At 60.5% G+C, this 23,080-nt stretch carries 21 protein-coding genes and 1 pseudogene; 6 read left to right on the top strand and 16 right to left on the bottom strand.

All coding sequences use genetic code 11. The features are described 5' to 3' along the window. Positions 1 to 121 precede the first annotated feature (121 nt). The gene (locus tag HYG82_RS26365) at positions 122 to 523 is read left to right on the top strand and encodes a DUF7344 domain-containing protein (RefSeq protein WP_179260082.1); all 402 of its coding nucleotides are present in this window, start codon (positions 122 to 124) and stop codon (positions 521 to 523) included. 148 nt (positions 524 to 671) lie between these two features. Here the strand turns inward: HYG82_RS26365 and HYG82_RS26370 are convergent, their stop codons facing one another. From HYG82_RS26370 to HYG82_RS26380, 3 genes are all read right to left on the bottom strand, one after another. Further along, positions 672 to 1,637, bottom strand: coding sequence for an NADPH:quinone reductase (locus HYG82_RS26370; RefSeq protein ID WP_179260083.1), 966 nt, complete (start codon positions 1,635 to 1,637; stop codon positions 672 to 674). Positions 1,638 to 1,818: 181 nt separating this feature from the next. Continuing rightward, positions 1,819 to 2,148 (bottom strand): DUF7344 domain-containing protein, encoded by a 330-nt coding sequence (locus tag HYG82_RS26375; protein WP_179260084.1) that lies wholly within the window; start codon positions 2,146 to 2,148, stop codon positions 1,819 to 1,821. 219 nt (positions 2,149 to 2,367) lie between these two features. Continuing rightward, entirely contained in the window at positions 2,368 to 3,489 is a 1,122-nt protein-coding gene (locus HYG82_RS26380; protein ID WP_179260085.1) for a pyridoxal phosphate-dependent aminotransferase, read from the bottom strand. Between the two features lie 145 nt (positions 3,490 to 3,634). Between HYG82_RS26380 and HYG82_RS26385 the strand changes: the two genes are divergently transcribed. After that, the gene (locus tag HYG82_RS26385; protein ID WP_179260086.1) at positions 3,635 to 4,294 is read left to right on the top strand and encodes a DUF6517 family protein; all 660 of its coding nucleotides are present in this window, start codon (positions 3,635 to 3,637) and stop codon (positions 4,292 to 4,294) included. A gap of 747 nt (positions 4,295 to 5,041) precedes the next feature. Here HYG82_RS26385 and HYG82_RS26390 read toward each other — a convergent pair. Continuing rightward, on the bottom strand, positions 5,042 to 5,905 hold the full coding sequence (locus tag HYG82_RS26390) for a 2-oxoacid:ferredoxin oxidoreductase subunit beta (RefSeq protein ID WP_179260087.1): 864 nt from the start codon (positions 5,903 to 5,905) through the stop codon (positions 5,042 to 5,044). Then, on the bottom strand, positions 5,902 to 7,659 hold the full coding sequence (locus HYG82_RS26395) for a 2-oxoacid:acceptor oxidoreductase subunit alpha (RefSeq protein WP_179260088.1): 1,758 nt from the start codon (positions 7,657 to 7,659) through the stop codon (positions 5,902 to 5,904). The genes HYG82_RS26390 and HYG82_RS26395 overlap by 4 nt, the downstream gene beginning before the upstream one ends. Before the next feature lie 275 nt (positions 7,660 to 7,934). Here HYG82_RS26395 and HYG82_RS26400 point away from each other — a divergent pair. Further along, positions 7,935 to 8,572, top strand: a pseudogene (locus HYG82_RS26400) (FAD-dependent oxidoreductase). 467 nt (positions 8,573 to 9,039) lie between these two features. Here HYG82_RS26400 and mce read toward each other — a convergent pair. From mce to HYG82_RS26430, 6 genes are all read right to left on the bottom strand, one after another. Further along, positions 9,040 to 9,426, bottom strand: a complete 387-nt coding sequence (mce, locus tag HYG82_RS26405) for a methylmalonyl-CoA epimerase (RefSeq protein WP_179260089.1) — start codon at positions 9,424 to 9,426, stop codon at positions 9,040 to 9,042. Positions 9,427 to 9,541: 115 nt separating this feature from the next. After that, on the bottom strand, positions 9,542 to 10,375 hold the full coding sequence (locus HYG82_RS26410) for an aldo/keto reductase (protein ID WP_179260090.1): 834 nt from the start codon (positions 10,373 to 10,375) through the stop codon (positions 9,542 to 9,544). 138 nt (positions 10,376 to 10,513) lie between these two features. After that, positions 10,514 to 12,811 carry a PQQ-dependent sugar dehydrogenase gene (locus tag HYG82_RS26415; protein WP_179260091.1) on the bottom strand — a complete coding sequence of 766 codons (2,298 nt, stop codon included), beginning with the start codon at positions 12,809 to 12,811 and terminating at the stop codon, positions 10,514 to 10,516. A gap of 170 nt (positions 12,812 to 12,981) precedes the next feature. Beyond that, a complete protein-coding gene (locus tag HYG82_RS26420) occupies positions 12,982 to 13,134 on the bottom strand; it encodes a hypothetical protein (protein WP_179260092.1) in 153 nt (50 codons plus the stop codon). A gap of 29 nt (positions 13,135 to 13,163) precedes the next feature. After that, complete coding sequence (locus HYG82_RS26425; protein WP_179260093.1) at positions 13,164 to 14,846, bottom strand: acyl-CoA mutase large subunit family protein; 1,683 nt, start codon at positions 14,844 to 14,846, stop codon at positions 13,164 to 13,166. An 86-nt stretch (positions 14,847 to 14,932) separates the two neighbouring features. Beyond that, a complete protein-coding gene (locus HYG82_RS26430) occupies positions 14,933 to 15,274 on the bottom strand; it encodes a DUF7967 family protein (protein WP_179260094.1) in 342 nt (113 codons plus the stop codon). A 56-nt stretch (positions 15,275 to 15,330) separates the two neighbouring features. On the opposite strand from HYG82_RS26430, the gene HYG82_RS26435 reads away from it, so the two are divergent. After that, positions 15,331 to 15,570, top strand: coding sequence for a DUF8142 family protein (locus HYG82_RS26435; RefSeq protein WP_179260095.1), 240 nt, complete (start codon positions 15,331 to 15,333; stop codon positions 15,568 to 15,570). A gap of 69 nt (positions 15,571 to 15,639) precedes the next feature. Here the strand turns inward: HYG82_RS26435 and HYG82_RS26440 are convergent, their stop codons facing one another. Continuing rightward, positions 15,640 to 16,230 (bottom strand): GNAT family N-acetyltransferase, encoded by a 591-nt coding sequence (locus HYG82_RS26440; RefSeq protein WP_179260096.1) that lies wholly within the window; start codon positions 16,228 to 16,230, stop codon positions 15,640 to 15,642. Positions 16,231 to 16,355: 125 nt separating this feature from the next. Then, on the bottom strand, positions 16,356 to 17,309 hold the full coding sequence (locus HYG82_RS26445; RefSeq protein ID WP_235217836.1) for a M48 family metallopeptidase: 954 nt from the start codon (positions 17,307 to 17,309) through the stop codon (positions 16,356 to 16,358). 392 nt (positions 17,310 to 17,701) lie between these two features. Here HYG82_RS26445 and HYG82_RS26450 point away from each other — a divergent pair, with 392 nt between their 5' ends. Next, positions 17,702 to 17,920: a hypothetical protein gene (locus HYG82_RS26450; protein ID WP_179260097.1), complete on the top strand. Its 219-nt coding sequence runs from the start codon at positions 17,702 to 17,704 to the stop codon at positions 17,918 to 17,920. Between the two features lie 141 nt (positions 17,921 to 18,061). On the opposite strand, the gene HYG82_RS26455 is transcribed toward HYG82_RS26450, so the two are convergent. The 3 genes from HYG82_RS26455 to HYG82_RS26465 form a co-directional block, all read right to left on the bottom strand. Further along, the gene (locus HYG82_RS26455; protein WP_179260098.1) at positions 18,062 to 18,391 is read right to left on the bottom strand and encodes a DUF5789 family protein; all 330 of its coding nucleotides are present in this window, start codon (positions 18,389 to 18,391) and stop codon (positions 18,062 to 18,064) included. 1,023 nt (positions 18,392 to 19,414) lie between these two features. Then, the gene (locus HYG82_RS26460) at positions 19,415 to 20,344 is read right to left on the bottom strand and encodes a DUF7983 family protein (RefSeq protein WP_179260099.1); all 930 of its coding nucleotides are present in this window, start codon (positions 20,342 to 20,344) and stop codon (positions 19,415 to 19,417) included. 171 nt (positions 20,345 to 20,515) lie between these two features. Next, positions 20,516 to 21,169 (bottom strand): HAD family hydrolase, encoded by a 654-nt coding sequence (locus HYG82_RS26465; protein ID WP_179260100.1) that lies wholly within the window; start codon positions 21,167 to 21,169, stop codon positions 20,516 to 20,518. Between the two features lie 232 nt (positions 21,170 to 21,401). Here HYG82_RS26465 and HYG82_RS26470 point away from each other — a divergent pair, with 232 nt between their 5' ends. After that, entirely contained in the window at positions 21,402 to 23,069 is a 1,668-nt protein-coding gene (locus HYG82_RS26470) for an aldehyde ferredoxin oxidoreductase C-terminal domain-containing protein (protein WP_179264375.1), read from the top strand. Positions 23,070 to 23,080: the final 11 nt, after the last annotated feature.

The following is a 23,080-nucleotide window of genomic DNA, read 5'->3' on the forward strand; positions in this document are numbered from 1 at the left end:
TAGACCGGGAATGAGTAAACCGGGATGACCACCGAGAATCCGAACGAAATCCGACACCGAGGGATAGTGTTTCGATCGGACTCACAGTCCGTTTATGTACTATTCGGGACCTACCGATGGTATGATTCCACTTCTCGGTTCGCCCGAAACCCTCACGTCGGTCGGTGACACGTACGCGGACGCTGTGGATACGGGGATGAAATTGCTGTCGAATCGACGGCGGCGCGCGGTTCTAACGATCCTCGCTTCGATGGATGGCTTTGCAACCCTTCCGGAGCTGGCGATTGAAATCGCGACGCAGGAAAACTCATCCGAACCGAGTGCGATTTCGGACCACGAGACGGTCTCTCCGCGGAACCGCCGCGCCGTTCAGATATCGTTACACCACACTCACGTCCCGCAGTTAGCCAGTGCAAATGCGGTCGATTACGACGCTGCGGCGAAGACGGTTACGCTGACCGACCACGGCCGAACGCTACTTTCTCGGCGAGACGCCGTCTCCGGATCACCTCAGCACGAGTGATAGCCTGAACGTTCCGGCTTCTCCCACGACTTCAGTCCAGACGTTCGTGCTGTTTTCGCTGTATACGACTGGGTTCTTTCGTCGAGGAACGGGGTGACACTCTCGTATCGATACCGTTTCGCCCCTGTCGGATTCGTCGCACGAAACGTTACGGCTCGAGAACCAATTTGCCGAGGAAACTATCCGCCATGACAGCGCGGTGTGCGTCGGCTACTTCTTCCAGGTCGTACGTCCGTCCGACGTTGACCGAGAGAGCCCCGGTCCTCATAAGGTGGGCGACTCCCCGTAGCGGGACGCGCAGATCCGGCGTGTTAAACATACTCATAAATTGATAGGAAACGTCTTTCGACCGAGCCGGTCCATCGTTCGTAAAGCCAGGGTCCGGGCTATTCTCGCCGATGCCGACCACACGAGCCCCAGTCGCAGCGACCTCCGCATCGAACTGCAGGTAATCGTCGAGTCGGTGATCTAACACGGCGTCGACGCCACCACTAGAGGCATCGATAACGGCATCGGCAAGATCCTCACGGCCGTAATCCAGTACCGTTTCGGCCCCATAATCGTACAGGGTGTCGTGATACTCCTCGGCTGCGGTGGCAATCACTCGTGCACTGACAGCGGCGGCGATCTGGACGGCTGCATGACCAACACCGCCAGAACCGCCGTGGATCAAACAATACTCGGCCGGTTCGAGGCCTGCGTGGTCGATCAGCGCGCGCCAGGCGGTGGCCGTGGCGACGCCTGCTGCACTCGCTTCGGTCACGTCGGCACCGTCCGGTAGGTGGACGACACGATCGGTGGGGACCGTCGCGTACTCGGCGTACGAACCCTGGAAATCACCGTTACCGATCCCCGTGCCGTAAACGCGATCGCCCTCGTCGAACGACTCGACTGCCGATCCCGTTTTGGCGACGACCCCTCCGAAGTCGACGCCGGGCGAAAACGGCACGTCCACCGGCGTGTACGAGCCGTCCCGGAAGTATGTATCGACGGGATTGACACCCGCAGCGGCGATTTCGACCAGAAGCTCGGCCTCGCCGGGCTCCGGCCGATCGATCTCGTCTACCTGCAGTACGTCTGGGTCGCCGTGTTCGTGGAGGCGTACAGCTCGCATGGCTGAGCGCACGCGTCGGGGAGTCAAAAAAATGTCCCGACGATGGTCGGAAATTGTCTCGGCGAGTCGCCATCGGCTGCTGGGTATCCCCCTGTTACACGAGCAAGTGGAATCTTTGTACGCGTGCCGCCCTTGACCCGCCCTGTGTGCAAATCGATCAGCCAACCGCTTGCACTAACCATCACTTCTCTGGTTGTTCGATCAATCTCGCGATAGTTATGATCGCATCGAACTCCGTTGGTGTTCCAGAGACCTGAACGATTCCCTGGTTTTGATCGTACTGCAGGAATTCGACTTCGGCGGACTTCGGGAGATGAGTGTGGCGCAAATCGACGGCGATTTTGTCAAATCGTTCATGCTGGTCGTTCCGCGTTTGATCGGTTTCCCAGTCATCTACCGTTTTGACCAGTTCGGTCACAGCGACCGGGCCGTCCTGTTCGTACAGATAATATAACGCGTATCGCCGGCGTTCATCCTGGAGTAGGTCAAATATTGTACCCAGGGTTACCATATACTGAATTAGTCGAGGGAGAACTTAGCGATTGTGACCGCTCCGTCAGGGTGACAGTCACTTTTACCGTCACATACCTGTTCGTACTGATTCTTCAGACAACTCGACCGTCGGCCGTGTCATCGCACCGACCGTAGGCCGTGTCATCGGCCGGAATCGAACGGACCGCAGCCATCCTCGTCGTACTCTGTCCGTTCTACCGGCGGTGGCACCCAGATGCTAGCGAATTGCTCGAGTCGCGTCGTCGATGATCTCGAGCGCCTCCTTCAATTCCTCCGTCCCGGTCGCATACGAGAGTCGTGCGTAGCCGTCGCCATTTGCGCCGAAGGCGTCGCCAGGGACCACGATCACGCCGCTGTCGATTACCTCCTGACACCAGCCCTCTGGGACATTTGGCATCGCATAAAAGGCTCCCTTCGGGGTTGGAACCTCGAGACCGGCATCCGTGAGGCCGTCGAGAACGAGGTCGCGACGGCGCTCGAAGGTGTCGACCATCTCCTGAACCGGCTCCTGGGAACCCGTCAGCGCCGCCTCTGCGGCGAATTGAGCGGGTGCAGACGCGCAGGCCTGACCGTACTGGTGGACGCGGAGCATGCGTTTGATTCGGCGATTCGAAGCGATGACCCAGCCGAGTCGCCAGCCGGTCATCGAGTAGGTCTTCGAACAGGCGCTCACCACGACCACGTTATCCGTCTCGGCGAAATCGAACGGAGAGTGGTGTTCGCCCTCGAACAGGATGTGTTCGTAGACCTCGTCGGAGAGACAGAGTACGTCGTGCTCGTCAGCTATGCGGGCGAACTCGCGCATGTCGGATTCGCTCTGGACGGCCCCCGTTGGGTTCGCCGGACTGTTGACGACGAACACTGCCGTCTCGTCGGTGATTGCCTCTTCGACCGTCGCGGGATCGAGCGTCAGATCCTCGCGCAGGGGGACTGGCTTCGGCGTGCCGTCTGCAATACGAGTCAGTGCGTCGTAGGAGACGAACCCCGGATCCGGAAAGATCACTTCGTCCCCTGGATTGACGTGTGCCTCGAGCGCGAGATGCAGAGCCTCGCTGCCACCCGACGTGGCGATCACGTCCGCCGGGTCGATTTCGATGCCGTAGTCACGGTCGTATTTCGCGGAAATTGCCTCTCGGAGCTGGGGAGTGCCCTTGTTCGAGGTGTAGGCGTCGACCTGTCCGGATTCGATTGCCTCGATGGCACCGCGGCGAGCGTGAGCCGGTGTCGGGAAATCCGGCTGTCCGAGTCCGAGGTTGATCGCGTCTTCGTCCGCAGCCTCGAAGACCTTGCGAATGCCACTGATCGACACGTCTTCGACTCGATCTGCAAACCCAGTCATGGCTTAACCGGTGACGTCAATCCCGATAACTCTTCATGTACGTCGCCGCAATCGTTCGACCGACTATCATGAACGTCAGACTGTCTTGTCTTCGGGATCGTACTGGCCACAAGGAATATATGGGTCGTACAGAACCTCTCCAGTAATGACTCTCTCTCGTCGATCGTTGCTCGCTGCGGGAGCGACTGGAACGATCGCATTGACGGCTGGTTGTCTCGGTTTCGTCCTCGGCAACGAACCGCTCACGTTCGATTCAGACCGCGTCGCACCGACCGACGAGGCCCTCGGAGACGCCGGATACGAGGAACAGTCCGTCAAAGAGGACTCGATCGAGCGCTCCGAGGAAGTCGCCGGCATCGAACGAGATTTCAAAGCATCGTTCTGGCGCTCTGTCTATACGAAAAAGGTCGAATACATGGGCCAAAAACGCGAGGGTGCGGCCTTCGCTGCCGTCTCGATCCCGGGGATGGAAGTCGCGGGCCGATCGCTCAATCCGCTCGACGACATGTCGAACGAACGCTTACTGGAACGGTTCCTGAATCAGATCGAGACCGATCAGGGCGCGATCAAAAACATTACTCACCAGGACTCGTTCGATCTCGAGATCCTCGGCGGCGGTCGTACTGTCGATACCTTCCTCGGCGAATCCGAACTCGAGGGTGAAACGATCGACATCGAAATCAAGGTCACGTCGTTCAGTCACGAGGGAGATATGCTGGTGTTACTCGGACTCCTCCCGAAGATGCTCACCGAAGAGTCCGCGAACGTCGAGGTGCTGATGGAGTCCGCCGAACATCCCGTCTGAGCGGAGATTCCGTTCCCTACATCGCGCGGCGATTTGATTCCGTCCCCGGTAAAACCGTCCTGAAGAGGACTGTATTGCCACGAAGCGGCCGACGGAGACTCAGCCGGCCGTGCCGACGAGACGCGTCTTCGCAGTCAACGGATCGATGTCGACGCGCCACGTACTATCGTTGCTCGTGCCCGGGACGATCCACGTCGACCGTGTTCTGTAGGGCATCGGCGCGACGACTGACTTGCAGTCGGCGTTCGTCGGCGCCTCGGACGCGTGTGCAGGCGCTTCTTCTTTCGTGCCGATCGTGGTCGCGTCATCGCGGACGGCCAGTCGATTGGATACGGTTCTGCTACGAACCAGTTCGACGGTTGGGATCGAGAAACGGTCGTTTGATCACCAACTGTTGGGACCGATAGAGACCCACACCCGCACGCGAGTGCGATCCGCCTCGAGGAACCCCGTTCGGTCAGCACCGTCTCGCTATCTTGTTCGATCATCGAAGGGGCTTAGCAGCCGCCGACGTCGGCACGCTCTCGAGAAATCCAGGTGGATACCATCGCGATGGCGTGGTTCCGCTGGCCGTCGTGGTCGACAAACTGACGCAGGCGCCGTCTGGTCGGGTCTCCGGTGCCCAGGGGTCCCTGGCGGCCCACTGCGGCCGAATTACCAGTCGGTTTCGATCGCAAGAATCTGCCGTCGAACGGTTCCACAACAGGGTGGCCGCCATCGAAAGATCAGCGGCGGAGCAGTCACCCGTCAGTAGAACTCGCGGACGAGGTCCATCGCATCGTCGGGAGCACTGTCCGGAATGTCGGACATGTCTTCGGTAACGCCGTGTTGTTCGTGATACGGCACTGAGTTTTCGTCCTGGTACATGATGCCCTGATACTCCTTCTCGCTGTCGAGGACGACCTTCTTGGCGGCTTCGTAGTCGTTCGGATCGTGGTCTTCTTCCTGCAGGTCGACTAAGTTGTCGCGGAAGTAGTCGTAGGTGTCGACATCGTTGAACGTGACGCAGGGACTGAAGACGTTGACGAACCCGAAGCCGTCGTGTTCGATGGCTTTCTGGACGATCTCCTGGTGGCGCAACGCGTCTGACGCGAACGACTGGGCGATAAACGAGGCGCCGGAGGCCAGCGCCAGGGCAAGCGGATTGACCGGCGGCTGCTTCGGGCCTTCGGGAGTCGTCGAGGTCTCGAAGTCCGATCGCGAGGTCGGCGAAGCCTGCCCCTTCGTCAGGCCGTAGATACGGTTGTCCATGACCACGTAGGACATGTCGACGTTTCGGCGGACGGCATGAACGAAGTGACCGGCACCGATCGAGTAGCCGTCGCCGTCACCGCCAGCCACCATGACCTCGAGGTCGGGACGGGCCATTTTGACACCGGTACCGACCGGGAGCGCACGGCCGTGAACCCCGTGGAGGGCGTAGCTGTGCATGTAGGTCCCGATCTTTCCGGAACAGCCGATTCCGGCCACGATGAACGTGTTGTCGGGATCGTTACCGGTTTCGGCGAGGGCTTTCATCATGCCGTTCATCGTCCCGAAGTCGCCGCATCCGGGACACCACGTCGGTTGTTTGTCGGATTTGAAGTCGGTAAATCGTACGTCGGAGCTCATTGTGCTGGCACCTCTTCGGAGAGTTTTTCGGTGATCGATTCCGCGAGTTCGTCCGCCTTGAAGCGAACGCCCGTGTACTTGTTGATGCGTTTCAAACGGGTAAGCGCGTCGTGTTCGAGCACGTCCGCAAACTGCCCGTTCGCATTACACTCCACGACGACCGTCTGGTCGGCTGCATCGATCTCATCGCTAAGGTCCGGTCGCGGGAAGAGGTACGGAACCGAGATAACGCGAACGTCGATATCGTCGTCTTCGAGATACTCGAGCGCTTCGACGAGCGCGCCCTCGTTCGACCCCCACGAGATGACGAGGTTACCGGCGTCCGAATCTCCGAACTCGCGATAGTCCCAGTCCTCTTCGGTCCGTGCAGTCTCGACTTTTCGGTTTCGCTTGTCGACCTGCTGGACGCGTTCGTCTTCTTCTTCGGTTCGCCGGCCGAGTTCGTCGTGTTCGAGACCAGTGGACATGTGTGCACCGTCGGTCGTCCCGGGAATTGCCCGCGGGCTGACGCCGTCTTCGGTGACGGCGTGTGCACGGAACCGGCCCTGCGCGTCGAGCCACTCGTCGACTTCGTCCTCGTCGACGAGCTTGCCGCGGTCGATTTCGACCTCGTCCATGTCGAACGCCTCCGGCGGGAACGTCTGTTCGGTAACCGACATCGCCAGGTCAGATACGAGGAAGACCGGCGTCTGGTACTTCTCGGCGAGATTGAACGCTTCGATGGTCTTCCAGAAACACTCGGTGATCGACGTCGGAGCGACGACGAACCGCGGAACTTCGCCGTGGCCGCCGTACAGCACCATGTTGAGGTCACCCTGTTCCTGTTTCGTCGGCATCCCCGTCGAAGGACCTGAACGCTGGACGTCGGTAATGACGAGCGGTGTCTCGCTGGTTGCGACCAGACCGAAGGTTTCGGTCATGAGGTCGATCCCGGCTCCCGACGTCGCGGTCATCGATCGAGCACCGGAGCGTGCGGCACCGAGTGCCATGTTGATCGCAGACAACTCGTCTTCGGCCTGAACGACGTGACCGCCGTAGTCTTCGATACGTCCCGTCAGGTACTCCATGATGGACGTTGCGGGCGTAATAGGATATCCAGCATAAAATCGACAACCGGCGGCGATCGCACCCATGCCGATCGCTTCGTTGCCGTTGAGGAGGACGTAATCGTTGTCGGTTGTCCCGACGTTGTAGCCGAGGTGATCCAAATCGTAGTTCTCCTGGACGTACTCCTGGCCCAGTCGTGCGGCTTCTTTGTTGTTTTCGACGATCTTCGAGCCCTTGCCGCCGAATCGTTTCTCGAGCGCTTCATCGAGGTACTCGACGTCGAAGCCAGTGATTTCACACGCGGCACCGAGTGCGACGATGTTGCGCATGATCGCGCCACCTGCGTCTTCGGCCAGTGACTTCAGCGGAACGTCGACAGCAGTCATCTCGTCAGGAATTTCGGCTTCCCAAGAGCGTTCGCCGTCGTAGATGATTGCACTACCGCCGTGAAGCTCATCTAGGTTTTCGTCTATCGTCCGCTGTGTGAGTGCGACCAAAATGTCCAGTCGATCGACCACGCTCTGGACGCGGTCGACCGACGTTCGAATTTTGTAGGCAGTATAGCCCCCACGGATTCGTGATGCGAAGTCTTTCGACGTGAATACGTGCCGTCCGGCTCGGGAAAGTGCCTGAGCGAATATTTTTCCGGTAGAGTCGATACCGTCGCCGGCCTCGCCTCCAATCGCCCAGTTGAGATCCTCAGCCATGTTATCCTGAGACTTGCCCCCCACAAATGAAAAGGCTTCTGAAACCCCAACCGAGCAACCGCAACGATAGGTGATATGTTTGACGAGACGTAGTAATTATAATTAATCGTTATGGACCGGGGAAAGGGAGACGGACACGGAGGTATGGAACCCGGGGCCGCCGCCTAACTAACTCGGGTATTAGAATCCATACATATCAAAAGAATGTAGTGATAACTTCGGATATCATCGACGGAACGGGACCCCTTTTCAATGAGCCGCCGAACAGATCCGACATGAAGGGGACGCCAGTCACGGTCGCATCGGTCGACGAAGTCGGGGCCGATACTATCGCACTCGACTCGAATCCCCCGAGGGATTTGACGCGCTTCCGGGACAATTCGTCTTACTGCGCGCGTAACCTGCGGAAGAAGAGATAGCCCGCCACTACACGCTTTCGTCACCCGACGGAAATGAAACGTTCGAACTAACGGTCGGAATCGACCCAGATGCCGACCTTTCTCCGTGGCTCGAAGAACTCGACGCCAGCGAAACCGTCAACGTCGAGGGACCGTTCGGCCGGATCACCTACGACGACGACGGTGACGTCGTCGCAGTCGCGGGTGGTCCGGGCATCGGTGCAGCAGTCGCCATCGCCGAGGCAGCCCTCGAGACGGACCACGACGCAGCCGTCATCTATCAGGCCGACGAACCGGCTCACGTCGATCGGCTCGAGGCGCTCGAAGCAGCGGGGACGACGGTCGTCTTCGTGGACGCGAATCAAGAGGACGAACTCGCAGATGCGGACCCAACCCACCGATCAGGAGGTCAGTTGTACGCTTTCGGCTTCGAGGACTTCGTCACGACCGTCGCCGAGGCGATCGAAGACGCCGGGGGCGATTCGGATGACGCCCACATCGAGAACTTCGGATAGCGGTCGCGGGCATGGCCCACTCAAGGAACGCATTTGCCGCCCGCAGCAGTGCACTCTTCCTGGGGAACTGGATAAACTCCCGATGGCGCTGGTCCGAATTCTCCAGCGGCAAGAAATATAGTAGTCGTTAAACGTCATTGCACACCCCGCTCGCGAATTCGCGGCCAGCGAGCGCTCGCTGGCCGCAGTAGTGCGAGCGGTAGGTGAATCGTTTCAACGACTACTATAGTGTGTTACCGGCGGTGCGCCGATGGCGAATCCCACGATATCGGTGACAGACGCGGCGGGTGCCTGCCACAGCGCAAGGCCGACGCCTTCGAACGGAAGTTCGCCGCTCGTCGCCGAGACCGAAAATGAGAGACAGGTGCGTGATCGGACTCAGCGGACCCGGTTTGCCCCCGAGGGGATGGAAAGTGACGGGCGACCACCCGACCGGGCCATCCGAGGGCCAGCGATAGGACGACGCTTCAGTGTTCGACGAGTTCCACCAGAATTCCGCCGGTGTCCTTCGGGTGCAGGAATGCGACCGAGTGACCCCATGCGCCCGGTCGCGGTTCTTCGTCGACCAGCGCCACGTTCCGGTCGCGTACCGTCTCGAGCGCGCCCTGGATGTCGTCGGTCGCGAGCGCGAGATGGTGGATACCCGCACCGTTCGTCTCGAGGTAACGGGCAATCGTCCCGTCGTCCGACAGCGGTTCGAGCAGTTCGAAGTATCCGTCGCCACAGTCGAGGAAGACGACTCGCAGACCGTCGAACTCCTCTTCGTGAGCGACCTCGAGGCCGAAAAGCTCGCCGTACAGTTCCGCCAGATTCTGTGCGTCGTCGACCGCGATCCCGGCGTGATCGAAATGCATCGGTCTCTCCTCCTCACGGGGACCGTGTTACTGTTGTGATTTTTCGTTGAACCCCATCCGTGCCCGACCGTCGTTCCGTTCCCATCCGAGGTCAAAACGATGGCCAGAACGGCAATCAATTCACCCCCAACTGGACGGCCAGCTGATCCGAGAGGCCGCCGTCGAGTTCGGACACGGTGCGCATCTCCTCTGGCGAGAGTTCGAAATCGAAGATATCCGCGTTCGCCTCGATGTGGGTCCGACGCGCAGCCTTCGGGATCGCCGCGACGTAGGGGTGCTGAATGAGCCATCGTAGCGTCACCTGTGCGGCCGATTTGCCGTACACGTCGCCGATCGCAGTCAGACGATCGTCGCCGACGACGCTCCCCTCTGCGAGGGGACTGTATGCGGTCACGAGGATCTCGTTTTCGATACAGTAAGCGACGAGGTCGTCCGGTTGGTGATAGGGGTGATATTTCACCTGATTCGTGACGATCGGCGTCTCCGAGTACTGGATCGCATGTTTGAGTCCGTCGACGCCGAAGTTGCTGATGCCGACGTGATCGACCAGTCCGTCGTGCTGGAGGTCGTTCATCGCGCCGATAGTTTCCTCGAGCGGAGCCGCATCGCTCGGGCCGTGCAACAATAGAAGATCAACGGTCTGGAGTTCGAGTCGCTCGAGGCTTTCCCGCGTCGATTCGCGGACGGCCGCCGGAGCCGCGTTGCTGGGATGTACTTTCGTGACGATGAACACGGCTTCTCGGTCGACGTCGCTCTCGGCGATCGCGCGGCCAACTGCCGCCTCGTTGTCGTACATCTGAGCGGTGTCGACGTGGCGATAGCCGATCGCCAGTGCAGTTTCGACGGCACGCTGACAGTCCTCGCCGGTCATACGCGCCGTTCCGAGTCCGAGCGCAGGCACGTCCGCTCCCTGTGCGAGTACGGTGCCAGTCGTGGAATCAGTGCTCATAACGGCCCGTTCGATACCGGCCGTAATCAAGACCGCCCCGGCGAACGATACTCGGTCGCTCGTACGTCAGAACCGGTCGGGGTTCGACTCGAGAGGGAGGCCACCGGGTATCCGACGCGCGTCGACCTCGGCTGGAACTCAGGCGTCGTCCGTCGCGTTTCCGGTGGATTCGTTGTCGGCTGTTTCGTTCCCGTCGGCTGTTTCGTTCATATCTGCCGTCTGATTTCCATCGGCTGTTTCGTTCATATCTGCCGTCTGATTACCCCCAGCCGTTTCATTTCCGCCAGCCGCGGCTCCGTCGCCGTCGGCGGGCATCGAAAGGGAATCACCCTCTCCTGGCGGGACGATCTGCATGACGACGCCCGTGTCACCTTCCGGAACGCCTCGCCTGTTCGCGAGGACGTAGACGTTGCCGTCGGCGTCCTGACCGAACATCCGAACGAAGTAGGGGAAGGAACCGTCTTCGCTCCCCGCGATCTGAAGTTCCTCCATATTCCATAGTTCGTCACGCGGGACCGTCTGCCCCGGACCGCCTCCACCGGCCGCACCGTCCGTCTCCGTTTCGTTTCCGCCGGCAGTCTCGTTCATGTCGGCGGACTCGTTCATGCCGCCAGTTTCGTTCATGCCGCCGGTTTCGTTCATCCCGCCGGTTTCGTTCATGTCAGCGGACTCGTTCATCCCGCCGGTTTCGTTCATGTCGGCGGACTCGTTCATCCCGCCGGTTTCGTTCATGTCGGCGGACTCGTTCATCCCGGCAGTCTCGTTCCCACCGGCGTCGGTCGTCTGGCCCATTCCACCGTCGGGCTCGGATGCCGCGAAGATCCGCCCCTGTGGCGATTCCCGCGCCGGATCGGCCGTCCAGTCACCGAAGATGTACTTGCCCTCTAGCCCCTCGACCTGCCCGGCCTCGTAGACGTGGCCGCCGACGATCACGATACCGACGACCTCCCCCTGGTAGATATGGGGGTACTCGACGATCGGATCCTGTAGCTCCTGACCGTTGTACGGCGGCTCGTCGGGCGCCGTGTCCGGACAGTCTTCGGGCGGCTGGCCCGGGTTTTCCGTGCTGAAGCAGTGGGTCCCTTCCTTGACGTTCCAGCCGTAATTGCCGCCCTTTTCGACGATGTCCGCTTCCTCGAAGAGGTTCTGTCCGGCGTCGCCGACGAACAACCGGTCGTTGCTGTCGAACGAGATTCCGAACGGGTTCCGGAAGCCCCAGGCGTAGTGCTCGTCGAGTCCCTGCTCAGAATCGACCAGCGGATTGTCGTCGGGGATGGAGTACGGTTTGTCCTCGCCCTCCTGGTCGACGTCGATCCGGAGAATACTCCCGAGCAAGTTCTCGCTAACGTCCTGCCCGTTCCCGCCCTCGTTGCCGTCGTACCAGTCGTCGACGTGGCCGTACATGTTGTCGTTCGCGCCGCCGCCGTCGCCCATCGGAACGTACAGATACCCGTCCGGACCGAACGCCATCGGCCCGGAATCGTGGTTGTACTGGGGCTTCTGGAACTCCATCAGGAGCTGCTCGGACTCGGGGTCGGCCTGACTGAGATCGTCGTTCGCCTGGAACTCGGAGACGACCTCGACGTGGCTCCAGCCGTCGGGCGTTTGCTCGTTCGGCGGCGCGCTGTAGTGGATGAACACGCGGCCGTTCTCGGAGAAGTTCGGGTGAGGTTCGATCCCGAGCAACCCGCGCTCGTCGTACGCTTGCCCTTGACTTGCGTAGCTTCCCTCGAACGTTCCGAGTTCGACCATCCGATCGCTGACGTCGAGAAACGGCTCGTCTTGCAGTCCCTCGTCGGTGACGACCCGGACCTCGCCAGTCTGGTCGGTGACGAAGTACCGCGTTTGCTCTTCGTCCGCGACGGCGAAATCAGTCGGCGCGGTCATCCCTTCCGCGATGGTCTGTACGCCGATTTCAGTCCCCGGCTGGAAGAACCGCTGGTCGGCCCCACCGGTCTGTCCATCGGTCGCGCCGCCTCCGCCGCTGATCTCGAGAGAACCGCGCATGGAAGCGGGATGGACCGCACAGTAGTATTCGGCCATCTCGCTCGTCGCCTCGAACTCAAGTGTCTGGGTCGCACCCTGTTCGCTAATGATCTCGGTGCTTTCGAGTTCGTTGCCGTCTGCGTCGAGGATCGCGATGTTGTGGGGGGCGCCGTCGACGTTCTCCCAGGTGAACTCGTAGGTCGTCCCCTCCTGTAACTGAAGCGTTGGGTTCGTTTGCCCCTCGATTTCCGATGGCGACCGGCCCTGCCAGCCGCTTACCTCGCCGCCGAATTCGAACGATTGCGATTCCTGGGCAGCGGCGAGACCACCGAAACTCGCGACGCCACCAGCGGCCACAGCCGCCTGCAGGAGCCGACGACGCGAAGTCGCGGAGTAATCAGTTACCGATTTCGATCCAGTAGTTGGGTTTTCATCCGAGTGATCGCTCATGGAAGACTCACAGCAACGCCGTCGCCTGATATTCGAATAAATTGACCCGACTGTTCCTCCGAATTCCTCGCTCAACGAAGTGTTAGCTTCGAACTGACCGAAGGGAATGCGCGTAACACTGAGTTACGAAGGTAAAAGACCCAGTTGGGTGGAGCGACGCAACGAAAGCCTTACCAGTCGTGGAATATCGGAGACTGATGGCTATCGTCGTCGACAGAGGGCACGCCTTCCGTGACGACGAAATGGCGGATCGATCTCGAGACGGAACCGAAAACGTCGATTTCGATGATGGTCGCAATGAGACCGTCGACGATATTCGCCACTACCATCACCGACACGATCCGGTGGCCGATCAGACGGCGCCGCCGGGTTGGTACTCGCCGAATTCGTCGCGCATGACGTTGCAGATTTCGCCGACCGTCGCGTAGGCTTTGACCGCGTCGATAATGAACGGCATCAGGTTCTGGTCGCTCCTGGTCGCGTCGCGAAGCGCTTCGAGGGCTGCATCGACTGCCTCATCGTCGCGCTCGTCGCGGACGGTTTCGAGGTGATCGATCTGGCGCTGCTGATCCTCCTCGGTAATCTCCTGGACGTCCATCTCCGGCTCTTCGTCGACCTCGAACTCATTGACGCCGACGATGATACGATCTTTCTCTTCGATCTCCTTCTGACGATCAAACGCCGTGTCCTGAATCTGGCGCTGAACCCACTGTTGATCGACGGCCTCGAGCATGCCGCCACGTTCTTCGACCTCGTCGAGAATGTCGTACGCCTCGTCCTCGACTTCGTCTGTCAGCGATTCGACGTAGTAGCTGCCCGCCAACGGGTCAATAGTGTCCGCCGCGCCAGACTCGTGGGCGAGGATCTGTTGCGTACGAAGTGCGGTTCGGACAGATTCCTCTGTCGGCAGGGCCAGCGCTTCGTCCTTGCCGTTGGTGTGGAGGCTCTGTGTACCGCCGAGAACGGCCGCGAGCGCCTGGTAGGCGACGCGGACGACGTTGTTCTCGATCTGCTGGGCGGTTAGCATGGAGCCGGCGGTTTGTGTGTGGAATTTGAGCTGTTTCGATGCGGGATCGTCGGGGTCGAAACGCGCCTCGATAATGTCGTGCCACATCCGGCGAGCCGCGCGGAACTTCGCAACCTCCTCGAAGATGTTGTTGTGCCCGTTGAAGAAAAACGAAAGCTGGGGCGCGAACTCGTCGACGTCGAGTCCGGCCTCGATCGCCGTCTCGACGTATTCGATTCCGTTCCCGAGCGTGAAGGCGAGTTCTTGAGCGGCCGTAGAACCGGCTTCGCGGATGTGATACCCCGAAATCGAGATGGTGTTGAACTTCGGCGTTTCGGCCGCACAGAACTCGAAAATGTCCGTGATGATCCGCATCGACGGCTCCGGCGGATAGATGTACGTGTTTCGCGCGATGTATTCCTTGAGGAGATCGTTCTGAATCGTCCCTCGCAGTTCCTTGCGGTCGACACCCTGCTGGTCGCCGACCGCGATATACATCGCCAGCAGTACCGACGCCGGCGCGTTGATCGTCATCGACGTCGAGACTTCGTCGAGTGGAATGCCCTCGAAGACTGTCTCCATGTCCGCGAGGGAGTCGATTGCGACCCCGGCCTTGCCGATTTCGCCGGCAGCCATGTCCGCATCGGAGTCGTATCCCATCTGCGTCGGGAGGTCGAACGCCATCGAAAGACCAGTTTGGCCCTGATCGAGCAAGTAGTGGTAGCGCTCGTTGGTATCTTCCGGCGTCGAAAACCCGGCGTATTGACGCATCGTCCACAGCCGACCGCGATAGCCGGTGGAGTACACCCCGCGCGTGTACGGCGGCTCGCCTGGATTACCCAGATCCGCTTCGTAGTCGATGTCGTCGACGTCCGCGGGTGTATAGAGGCGATCGACCTCCTGGCCGCCCGTATCGGTGGTAAACGTTTCCTTCCGCTCGCCGAACCGCTCGAGGACGGGTTCGACTTCCGCCTCGTGCCATTCCGCTTTACTGGCACGGATCTCCTCGAGTTCGTCGGGATCGAACATTATCGATAGCGTGGACGGCACAGGGCTTGAACTTTGATATACATGGTGAGGTCACTACACACCGCTGACGCGAACGACAAGTCGGTCTAAACGCTATCGTTTGGATCGTGTCGCTCGGCCATTCGGGACGCTTCTTCGGCGTACCGCTCTCGAGTGTCGGGATCATCGACGGTCCCAACGTCGGCAGGCGAGACGACCAGCCCCGCGCTGGTTTCTCGAGCGGGTCCTGAGAAACTCGTCAACGCGCGCTCGCGTCGGTGGTACCGTCGGCCGTCCTCGGTGGCGTATACGAGGATGATGAGGTTGAGTTCGTCGTCCGAGTACGTTCGTTCGACGAGCCAGACTGGAATCTCATCGTCGTCATCTGACCCGTTTTCGTCGTTGTCGATACCGCTTTCCGTCGTCGAATCGGATGCGTTTGCAGTCATGAATGTCCTGTTTCTCGCCACAACATCTTATTTCTCGAGCCGTCGATACCCATACCATGGTAACGGAGCCGACGGTCCGGACCGAGGACGGGAATAGCCGCCGCCGTGCCGCCCGCTACGTCGCGCCGTTTCTCATCATCGGGCTGGTGAATCTTGGGTTCTTGCTCCGATGGGGACTGGATCCGCTCTGGGGATTTGCCATCCTTCCGCCAGTGTTGTTTCTCTCCGGGATCGGCTGGATTGCCTTCCGTCACGGATTTCACGAGCGACCGGTCGAAACCGACTCGAGCCGATGACTGGTGACGACGATTCGGAAAGCCGGACTGCGTCTGTCGTTCGGACCACCCAATCGTCACGTATCGTCCTCACCGTCCTGTATCGTACTTGTACGTGGCGGAGTCGGGATCGATTCCGAAATCTTCCGGCGACTCCTCGTCGCCAGTTTCCCCGCGCCCTTCGGGGGCTCGCTTGAACGCGTCCCGGAGTTGCTGGGGCATACGAAACTCGGCGACGTCGATCGACAGCGGTACCGCGTCCGGGTCGGAGCTGCCTCGCTTCGCTGCGAGGCGGTCCTGTAATACGGCCGGCAGATCGGACTCCTCGATCCGCTGGAAGCCGAACTGTGCGAGGTACGCGCCCTCGCCGGTCAGGGCATAGACTGTGTCGAACCCTTGGTCACCGGCGTACTCTACGAGCCGCTCGACGACGTGGGCTCCAACGCCTCGTTCGCGCCAGCCTTCGAGGACGCCGATACTGGTCAGTTCGCAGACGTCAGCCGCCGACTCTTCGTCGGGTTTGTGGACGCGGATACGGCCGAATCCGGCCTTTTCGCCGGTTTCCTCGTCGACCGCGACGACGTAGTCGCGCGAGCGGAACGCCGTCTCGTCGAGTCCCATCGACTCGATGTGGTCCAGCAACCAGACTTCCTCTCTGTTTTTCGCGTCCCGCACGTACATAACTGGAGATAGGAGGTGTGCGGCCAAAAGCGTTTGTGGATTGGCAGTAACCACACGACGGGGATGGCACCGATTCGTTTGGTTCACCCTCGCCGACGACGAGTTCGCTCTGGTGATCGGACCGTTTACTCGATCGGTCGCATCGGCTCGTTGTGATCGGTTTGCTCTCGGTCGATGAGACGGTCGATTCGCTCGTCCGTCGAGGGGTGCGTAGCCAAGAGTCGGCTCAGAGTATCCGCCTCGGTGTGGACGTACAATGTCGCGAGCAAGCCCTGATACGGCACCGAAGCACGCTCGATCGTCCTGAGCGCCCGGGCGAGCGCGAGCGGGTTTCCGGTGACTTCGGTAGCGCGCTCGTCGGCAGCGTACTCCCTGCGACGGGAGTGGGCACGGGCGACGAGTGTCAGGACAACCAGGGCGACCAGTATCCCACCTTCGAATACACGCAGCAATCGTCCAAAGACCGTTTCCGACCACGACTGCGGGTTTCCGCGCATCCACGCGACCGATCGAGCGATCCCCGCTATCGGCAACAGTAGCGGGGCGAAGAGAAAAAATACGAGTCCAGCTGCCGTCCGAAAAATGCTGTATGCGAGCGTCTGAACGAGCGCATCGTGACTCTCGAGGTGGGCAAGTTCGTGTGCGACCAGCGCCTCGAGTTCGTCGAGCGATAATAGCCGAAGGAGCGAGCGGTCGAGAACGATCACGCCGTTTCGCCCAGTCCCCAAAGCGAAGGCGTTTGGCATCGGCAGTCGCGCGATCAGGACCGACGGGGAATCGACATCCATTCGGGACTCCAGTCGATCGAGGTGGCGGTAAAACGCTGGCGCGTGCGACCGCGGGAGCTCGACCGCCTCGAGGCGCGAGAGCAACTGTCTCGTTCCAAGTCGGTAGCTCAAAACGCCCCCGACGACGGCGGTACCGAGGAGCAACAGCAGGGTAACCCCTGGATCGGGTGCGGAAACGCGGAGGACCGATAGGACCCAGTAACTGGCGACCGCCAGCCCAAAATACCACAGTAACAGGAGCAGGCCCACCAGCGCCATCACGAGCCGGGTTCCGGTTCCACGAACGGACATCAGCTTCGAACTACGGACGGCCGACTGAAACGAGTGTCGAACGAGTCCCTCAGCGGATTTGGGGCGGATATCCTCGTCTGCAACACGGAGGCATCCGAGTTCGCGACACGGTATCGATCGACGTCGCTCGTATCACGCATCACAAATCCGTTCATTGGTGGAGAAAAGCGCATCCTGCACGTACGATCGGGCTGAGGCCGTTTCCAGCAGGTATCGATGGCGTCGAAGTCCAAGACCACCGCCGTCGACACGACCGACACGATTCGTTCGGACGGTCCAATCCTCCCTTAGTATTTCCAAGATGGTGTTTCCACGGGCTCGAGACGCGTGTCAGCCGTTCCGGCCCGCGGGTTCGTAAGCCCCGAAGGCGAAGAGAGCGCGACCTCCCAGAGTTGCTCGCGGATGCGTTCGAGCAGGTCAGCGAGCGGATGGCCAGCAATCAGTACGGAAACGCTGCTACTGCGATGAACGAGGTCGTTCGCTCGCTGGTCGCGGAGTCCGTCCGCGAGGAGTACGATCCGTTCGCGAACCAGCCGACGCGGTCCGACGTACTCGCCCTCGTCGATCTGCTGTCAGGTCGACTCGAAACGGTCGCGGCGCGGTTCGGCTGATGCGGGCCCGGTGACACCCGTTTCCGTGACATCGCTTACTACGGTGGCAAATGCAACATCGAGTGAGTCACCAGTTCGGACGGGGCTCGAGCAGTGTGTGGATCACCGAAGACGGCCGAGCCTCTCGGGAGCCGAGATCCCTCAGAACGATTCCTCCGGTTCGTCGCTTTGCTCACCGAGTGCGGGTGGCGTGCGGTCGCTGTAGCCTTTCCGCCCGATGGCACCTTCGGCGACGTTGTTGAAGATCGCTGTACGTGCCTCCGTTACCGACGCGAACCGTTCTTCGGGAACCTGGTTTAGTACCTCCTCGAGTGGCTGTTCGCCGTTCTGGAACAGGAGGACTTCGGCACCGTAGGCGTCGACAAGTTCTTCACACGTTGTCGGATACTCGTGTTGCTCGAGTTGGGCAGCGAGTGATCCGAACTCGATCCCGAGCTCTCTCGTTCGGTGATTGCCGGTTGGATCGGGCATCACGAAATATCTTCATCATCGACCATTATAAATACTGTTCTCGATTTCTCGACGTGTTCGGTTCGACAGCACGAAACGGGATCGGGGCGACTCGGATTCGATCCGAGATGGGCGCTGGTCGCTATCCTAATCGTTGAAACGATGTACCCACCGCTCGAACTACTGCGGCCAGCGAGCGCTCGCTGGCCGCGAATTCGCGAGCGGGGTGTGCAATGACGTTTAACGACTACTATAGTATACTGCTACTCGACTATCCGCCGAACCGATAGGATCGGGCCAACTTGCCTCTGTCCGATGATCACCGAGATCCGTTCGGCCATCTCGAGGCCCCGATTCGATCCCTCGATGCACAGAATTACGGTCGAGTACGAGCGCAGACAACCGGCTATCGACAATCGACGAGCGAAGAACACTGTCCCGATAGCAGCCACCGTCACACTCGCGCGCTTCTCGGAAAGATGGCCAGCCATACCGGCACAGTAGTGATATGCATTCGGATACTACACCCGAATTCGGGGATCTGACTGGAGCAAAACCCACGTAATCGCCGGTACAGCGAGTATAAAGAAAATACCAGTGAGGCCGAGAAAGAGGGGGAGAACGGACAAGAGCAGCACTGAAAGAATTATCAGTAATAGAGCAATGATCGCGTCGAGACGAAGTCGTACCCCGTCGAGAGCCATTATCACTGATTGGGTGACGATAGACCATAGGCGATTCGATGTGGAATTATCCGTCTCGCGCCAGTCAGGTAGACGGTGGCACCTCCGAGTTCCGCTACGAAAACGTCACACACGAACGTATAGTCGGCCGATTCGGTCAACTTCGGAGCCCGGTTCGCCTTCCGGGTCGGACTCGGAAACGGCTTCGAACCCGAGATAGCACGCGATTGACCGAGGTGGCGGGGAATCGTACCCGATGCGCATCTATACGATGCCGTTGTGATACTCGCATTACCGGGCCGTAACCGGATGGGGCCGGCCGGATGCGGTATCGAGTGAACCGAACAGTCCCCTCGAGCACTCACCCGGCCGACAGTGCGTCCTCGAGTCGATCCTCGAAGTCGTCCAGTTCGGCGCGAAACTCCTCGCTCGCGTCGCCCTCGAGGTCGTCGATCCGGTCGGCGATCCCCTGAAGTCGCGAATACTTTTCGTCCTCGTCGACGCCCGTTTTCTGAACGTAGACGTCCTCTTCGACGTCGTACACTTCGTCCTCCTCGAGATCAGTCACGGCGAGAACGACGTCTAATTTATCCCGATCAACGCCGGTGACCCATTCTCGGGGAATGCCACGCTCGTCGAGTGACGAAAAAATCGTTTCTTCGTCTTTCGGCTGGCGGCGTTTCCGCATCGTCCGCCTGACGGTGCCGTACCGGCCGTGGAGCCGTTGGCCCTGCCCGAGCCGCTCGAGTAGCGCGTCGCGAATCGAACGCCGTACCCGGTCTGCCCCGCGTTGGACGTCCGACGCGAGGACGTAGAGGTCGGTCGCCGTGTCGGTGTCGAGCGTCGAGGGTGCATCGGCGTCGTGGGTCTCGAGTTGGCGGGCGAGTAACAACGCGTCGTCGTGAACTCGCTCGGGCGTCGATCGAGCGGCAACCGCCGGGACGAGAAACGGACTTTCTCCGGCGGTCGCTTGCGCGGGTTCGTAACGTATCGCGTCGTCGTCGGCGGTGTACGATCCCGTGAGCGTGACGATGCTCGCGTAGGGCTCGACACCCGGTGGTAACTCCGCAAGGGGAACTGATCCGTCGTCGAGTTGCTCGAAGAAAACGACGAATTGCTCCCGCCAGAGCGGCCGCCGCTCGCCGCTGTCACCAAAGCGGACGACGATTCGGTCGTCCTCGATACGTTCGATACCGAACGGACGGTCAGAGACTGGCGTAATCAGCTCCGAACCCGGCTCGAGAGACTCACACTGCGTCCGGAGCATAGACCAAGTGTCGTCGGATTCCATACACTGATTACCGTGAGCAGCTCAAAAAAGCGCCGCCACGAATCTGCCACCGATAGACCGATTCACGACGCTGTCGCCGGAAATCGTTCGCTGCCGGTTACAAAGACTCTTCGAACGACCTCGCACCCGGATCGGCTCGTGCCCGTCCCAGACGACTGGGATGTCTCGATATCACTCGAGGATCGACGGGAGGGCCGAGAGTGACGAGAAACGATAGGTCGGTTCCACGTCCGTCTCCGGTTGATCGTCCTCGTCGCGAGCGATCAGCGCCGAGTCGATGCCCGCATTATCTGCCGCTCGGACGTCGACGGCTCGGTCGCCGACGTAAAGAGCGTCGTCAGCCTCGAGTGCGTCCATCGCCGATTCAAGATTCGTCGGATCGGGCTTGCGTCGGGCCAGACCGTCCGACGTTAGCGGACAGCCGTAAACGGTCTCGAACAGCGATCGAAGGCCGAATCGGTCGAGCAGCGTGGAGACAGCCGTCGGATGGTTGTCGCTTACGATCCCCAGCGGTGGCTCGAGCGATCGTACCGCAGTGACGTCGTCGTAAGCCGATCGCAGTCCGCGTTCGACCTCTTCGCGTTGCGCGCGGACCATCTCCCTGGCTGCTTGAGCACAGAACACGTCGGTATCGATACCGAGATTCCGGCACCGTTGCGCGATCGATTCGAAATCACCGGCCAAGAACGCCTGGAACGTCCCAGGCGTCGGCCCGGAGCGCTCGAGTTTCTCGTACGTTCGACCGAGGGCATCGGAAAGGTGCCGGGACGAAGGGGTCTCGACCACGACTCCGTCGAAGTCGAATAGGACCGCGTCGTAGTGCATCGATGTGACGATCCATAGCGAAGACTAATAATTCTAACTGGATGTCTCTGGGGAATGAATCGACCTCACGCCGGTGTCGAGGTCGTGTAACACACCACAGCACAACGGAGTGACACGGATGGTCGCCAGAATCCGTCCGGGTTTTCGGCTCGTACCGACGACGCGCGGGGAGGCCGCGTATTTCCCGGGACGGCTATCAAAGCTAAGTTCGTTCGGGCGGAACTGTATGCTAATGCTTCACTCGGAAGGCCCCCTACTCACTATCGACGTCGGGGAGCGAACCGCAACGGAAACGAACATCGACGATGTCCTCGAGACGCTGGTCGGCGGACGGGCCGTCGCAACGGCGCTCGCACACGACCGGATCCCGTTCGACGCGGACCCGTTCGGTCCGGAAAACAGGGCGTATCTCTCGACGGGGCCGCTACAACAGTCTCGGATGTCATTTACCGGCCGGATGAACATGACTGGGCTGTCGCCGCTAACCGACGGACTCGTCTCGACGAACGCCGGCGGCTATCTCTCGCGAAATTTCGTCGGAACGGGAATCAGCGTCCTCGAACTCGTCGGCGAGAGCAACGAATTAATTGCTATCCACGTGACTGACGAGGGTGTAGAGTTCGAGGCGGTACCGGAACTCGAGGGTGCGACGGTTCCGGAGACGTCGGACTACATGACCGACACTCACGACCTCGGCCCCGACAACTGCATCGCCATCGGTCCGGCGGGCGAAAACCGGGTTCGGTTTGCCTCGGTGATGACGTTCGACTCGCGAGCGTTCGGCCGCGGTGGTCTCGGTGCTGTCCTCGGGTCGAAAAACGTCAAGTGCGTCACCTTTGAGGGGGATTCGGAACCGTCCGTCGACATTCCGAATCCGCCAGAAATGGACGTTCACAGGGAGGCGGCGCAGTCCGACGACCTGATGCGACGACAGGGAACGACCGGCACGACCGAGTTCATCAACGACAACTTCTCGCTGCCGACACGGTACTTCCAGGAGCACGGATTCGAACATGTGGCCGACATCGGCGGCAGCGCAGTCGAGGAGAAAAAATACAAGAAAGGCGCGTGCTCGGCCTGTGCGTACGCCTGCAAACTGCCGACGCGGGACGAAGAGACCGGCGTCGAGACCGAAGGGCCGGAATTCGAGACCGTCTACGCCTTCGGCTCGAGTCAGGGGGTCGGTGATATCGTCGACGTAATGAGGGCGAACGAGCTCTGTGATTCGCTCGGGATGGATACGATCTCCGCGGGCGTCACCGTCGCAGCCTACCTGGCCAGCGAAGACGAGTTCGGCAACGCGGAACTCGCACAGGAGGTGACCGAGAAGATCGCCCACCGCGATGGGATCGGCGACACGCTCGCCGAAGGCGTCGACCGCGTCCACGGCGAACTCGGCGTCGACAATTACACCGTCAAAGGGATGGAGTTCGCCGCTCACGATGGCCGCGTCCTCCACGGCCAGGGGCTCTCCTATGCCGTCGCAAACCGAGGTGCAGACCACATGTACGCCGGAATGCTGTCCCTCGAGTACAGTGGCGAACTCGATCCGGAGGGCACGCTCGGAAAGGCCGAAACGCTCGTGAAAGAAGAGAACGCGTCGGCGTTTCGCGATACCGGGATCGTTTGTGCGTTCGGCAGCGACTACCTGACCGACGAGCGCCTCGAAACGCTGTTCGACGCCGATTACGACGACCTCCTCGAGGTCGGCGCACGAACGGTCCGCCTCGAGCGCCACTTCAACAATCGGCGCGGCTTCGATCGGAATGACGACGAGTTACCATACGAGATTCCCGACCTCGAGGATGCTGTCACGGAGTACTATGCAGCCCGGGGCTGGAACGACGATGGAACCGTCCCTCAAACGGCAATCGATCCCGTCATGCCTTCCGCGGACTGACGACCGTTGTT

This window comes from Natrinema halophilum (genome assembly GCF_013402815.2).
Classification (GTDB): domain Archaea; phylum Halobacteriota; class Halobacteria; order Halobacteriales; family Natrialbaceae; genus Natrinema; species Natrinema halophilum.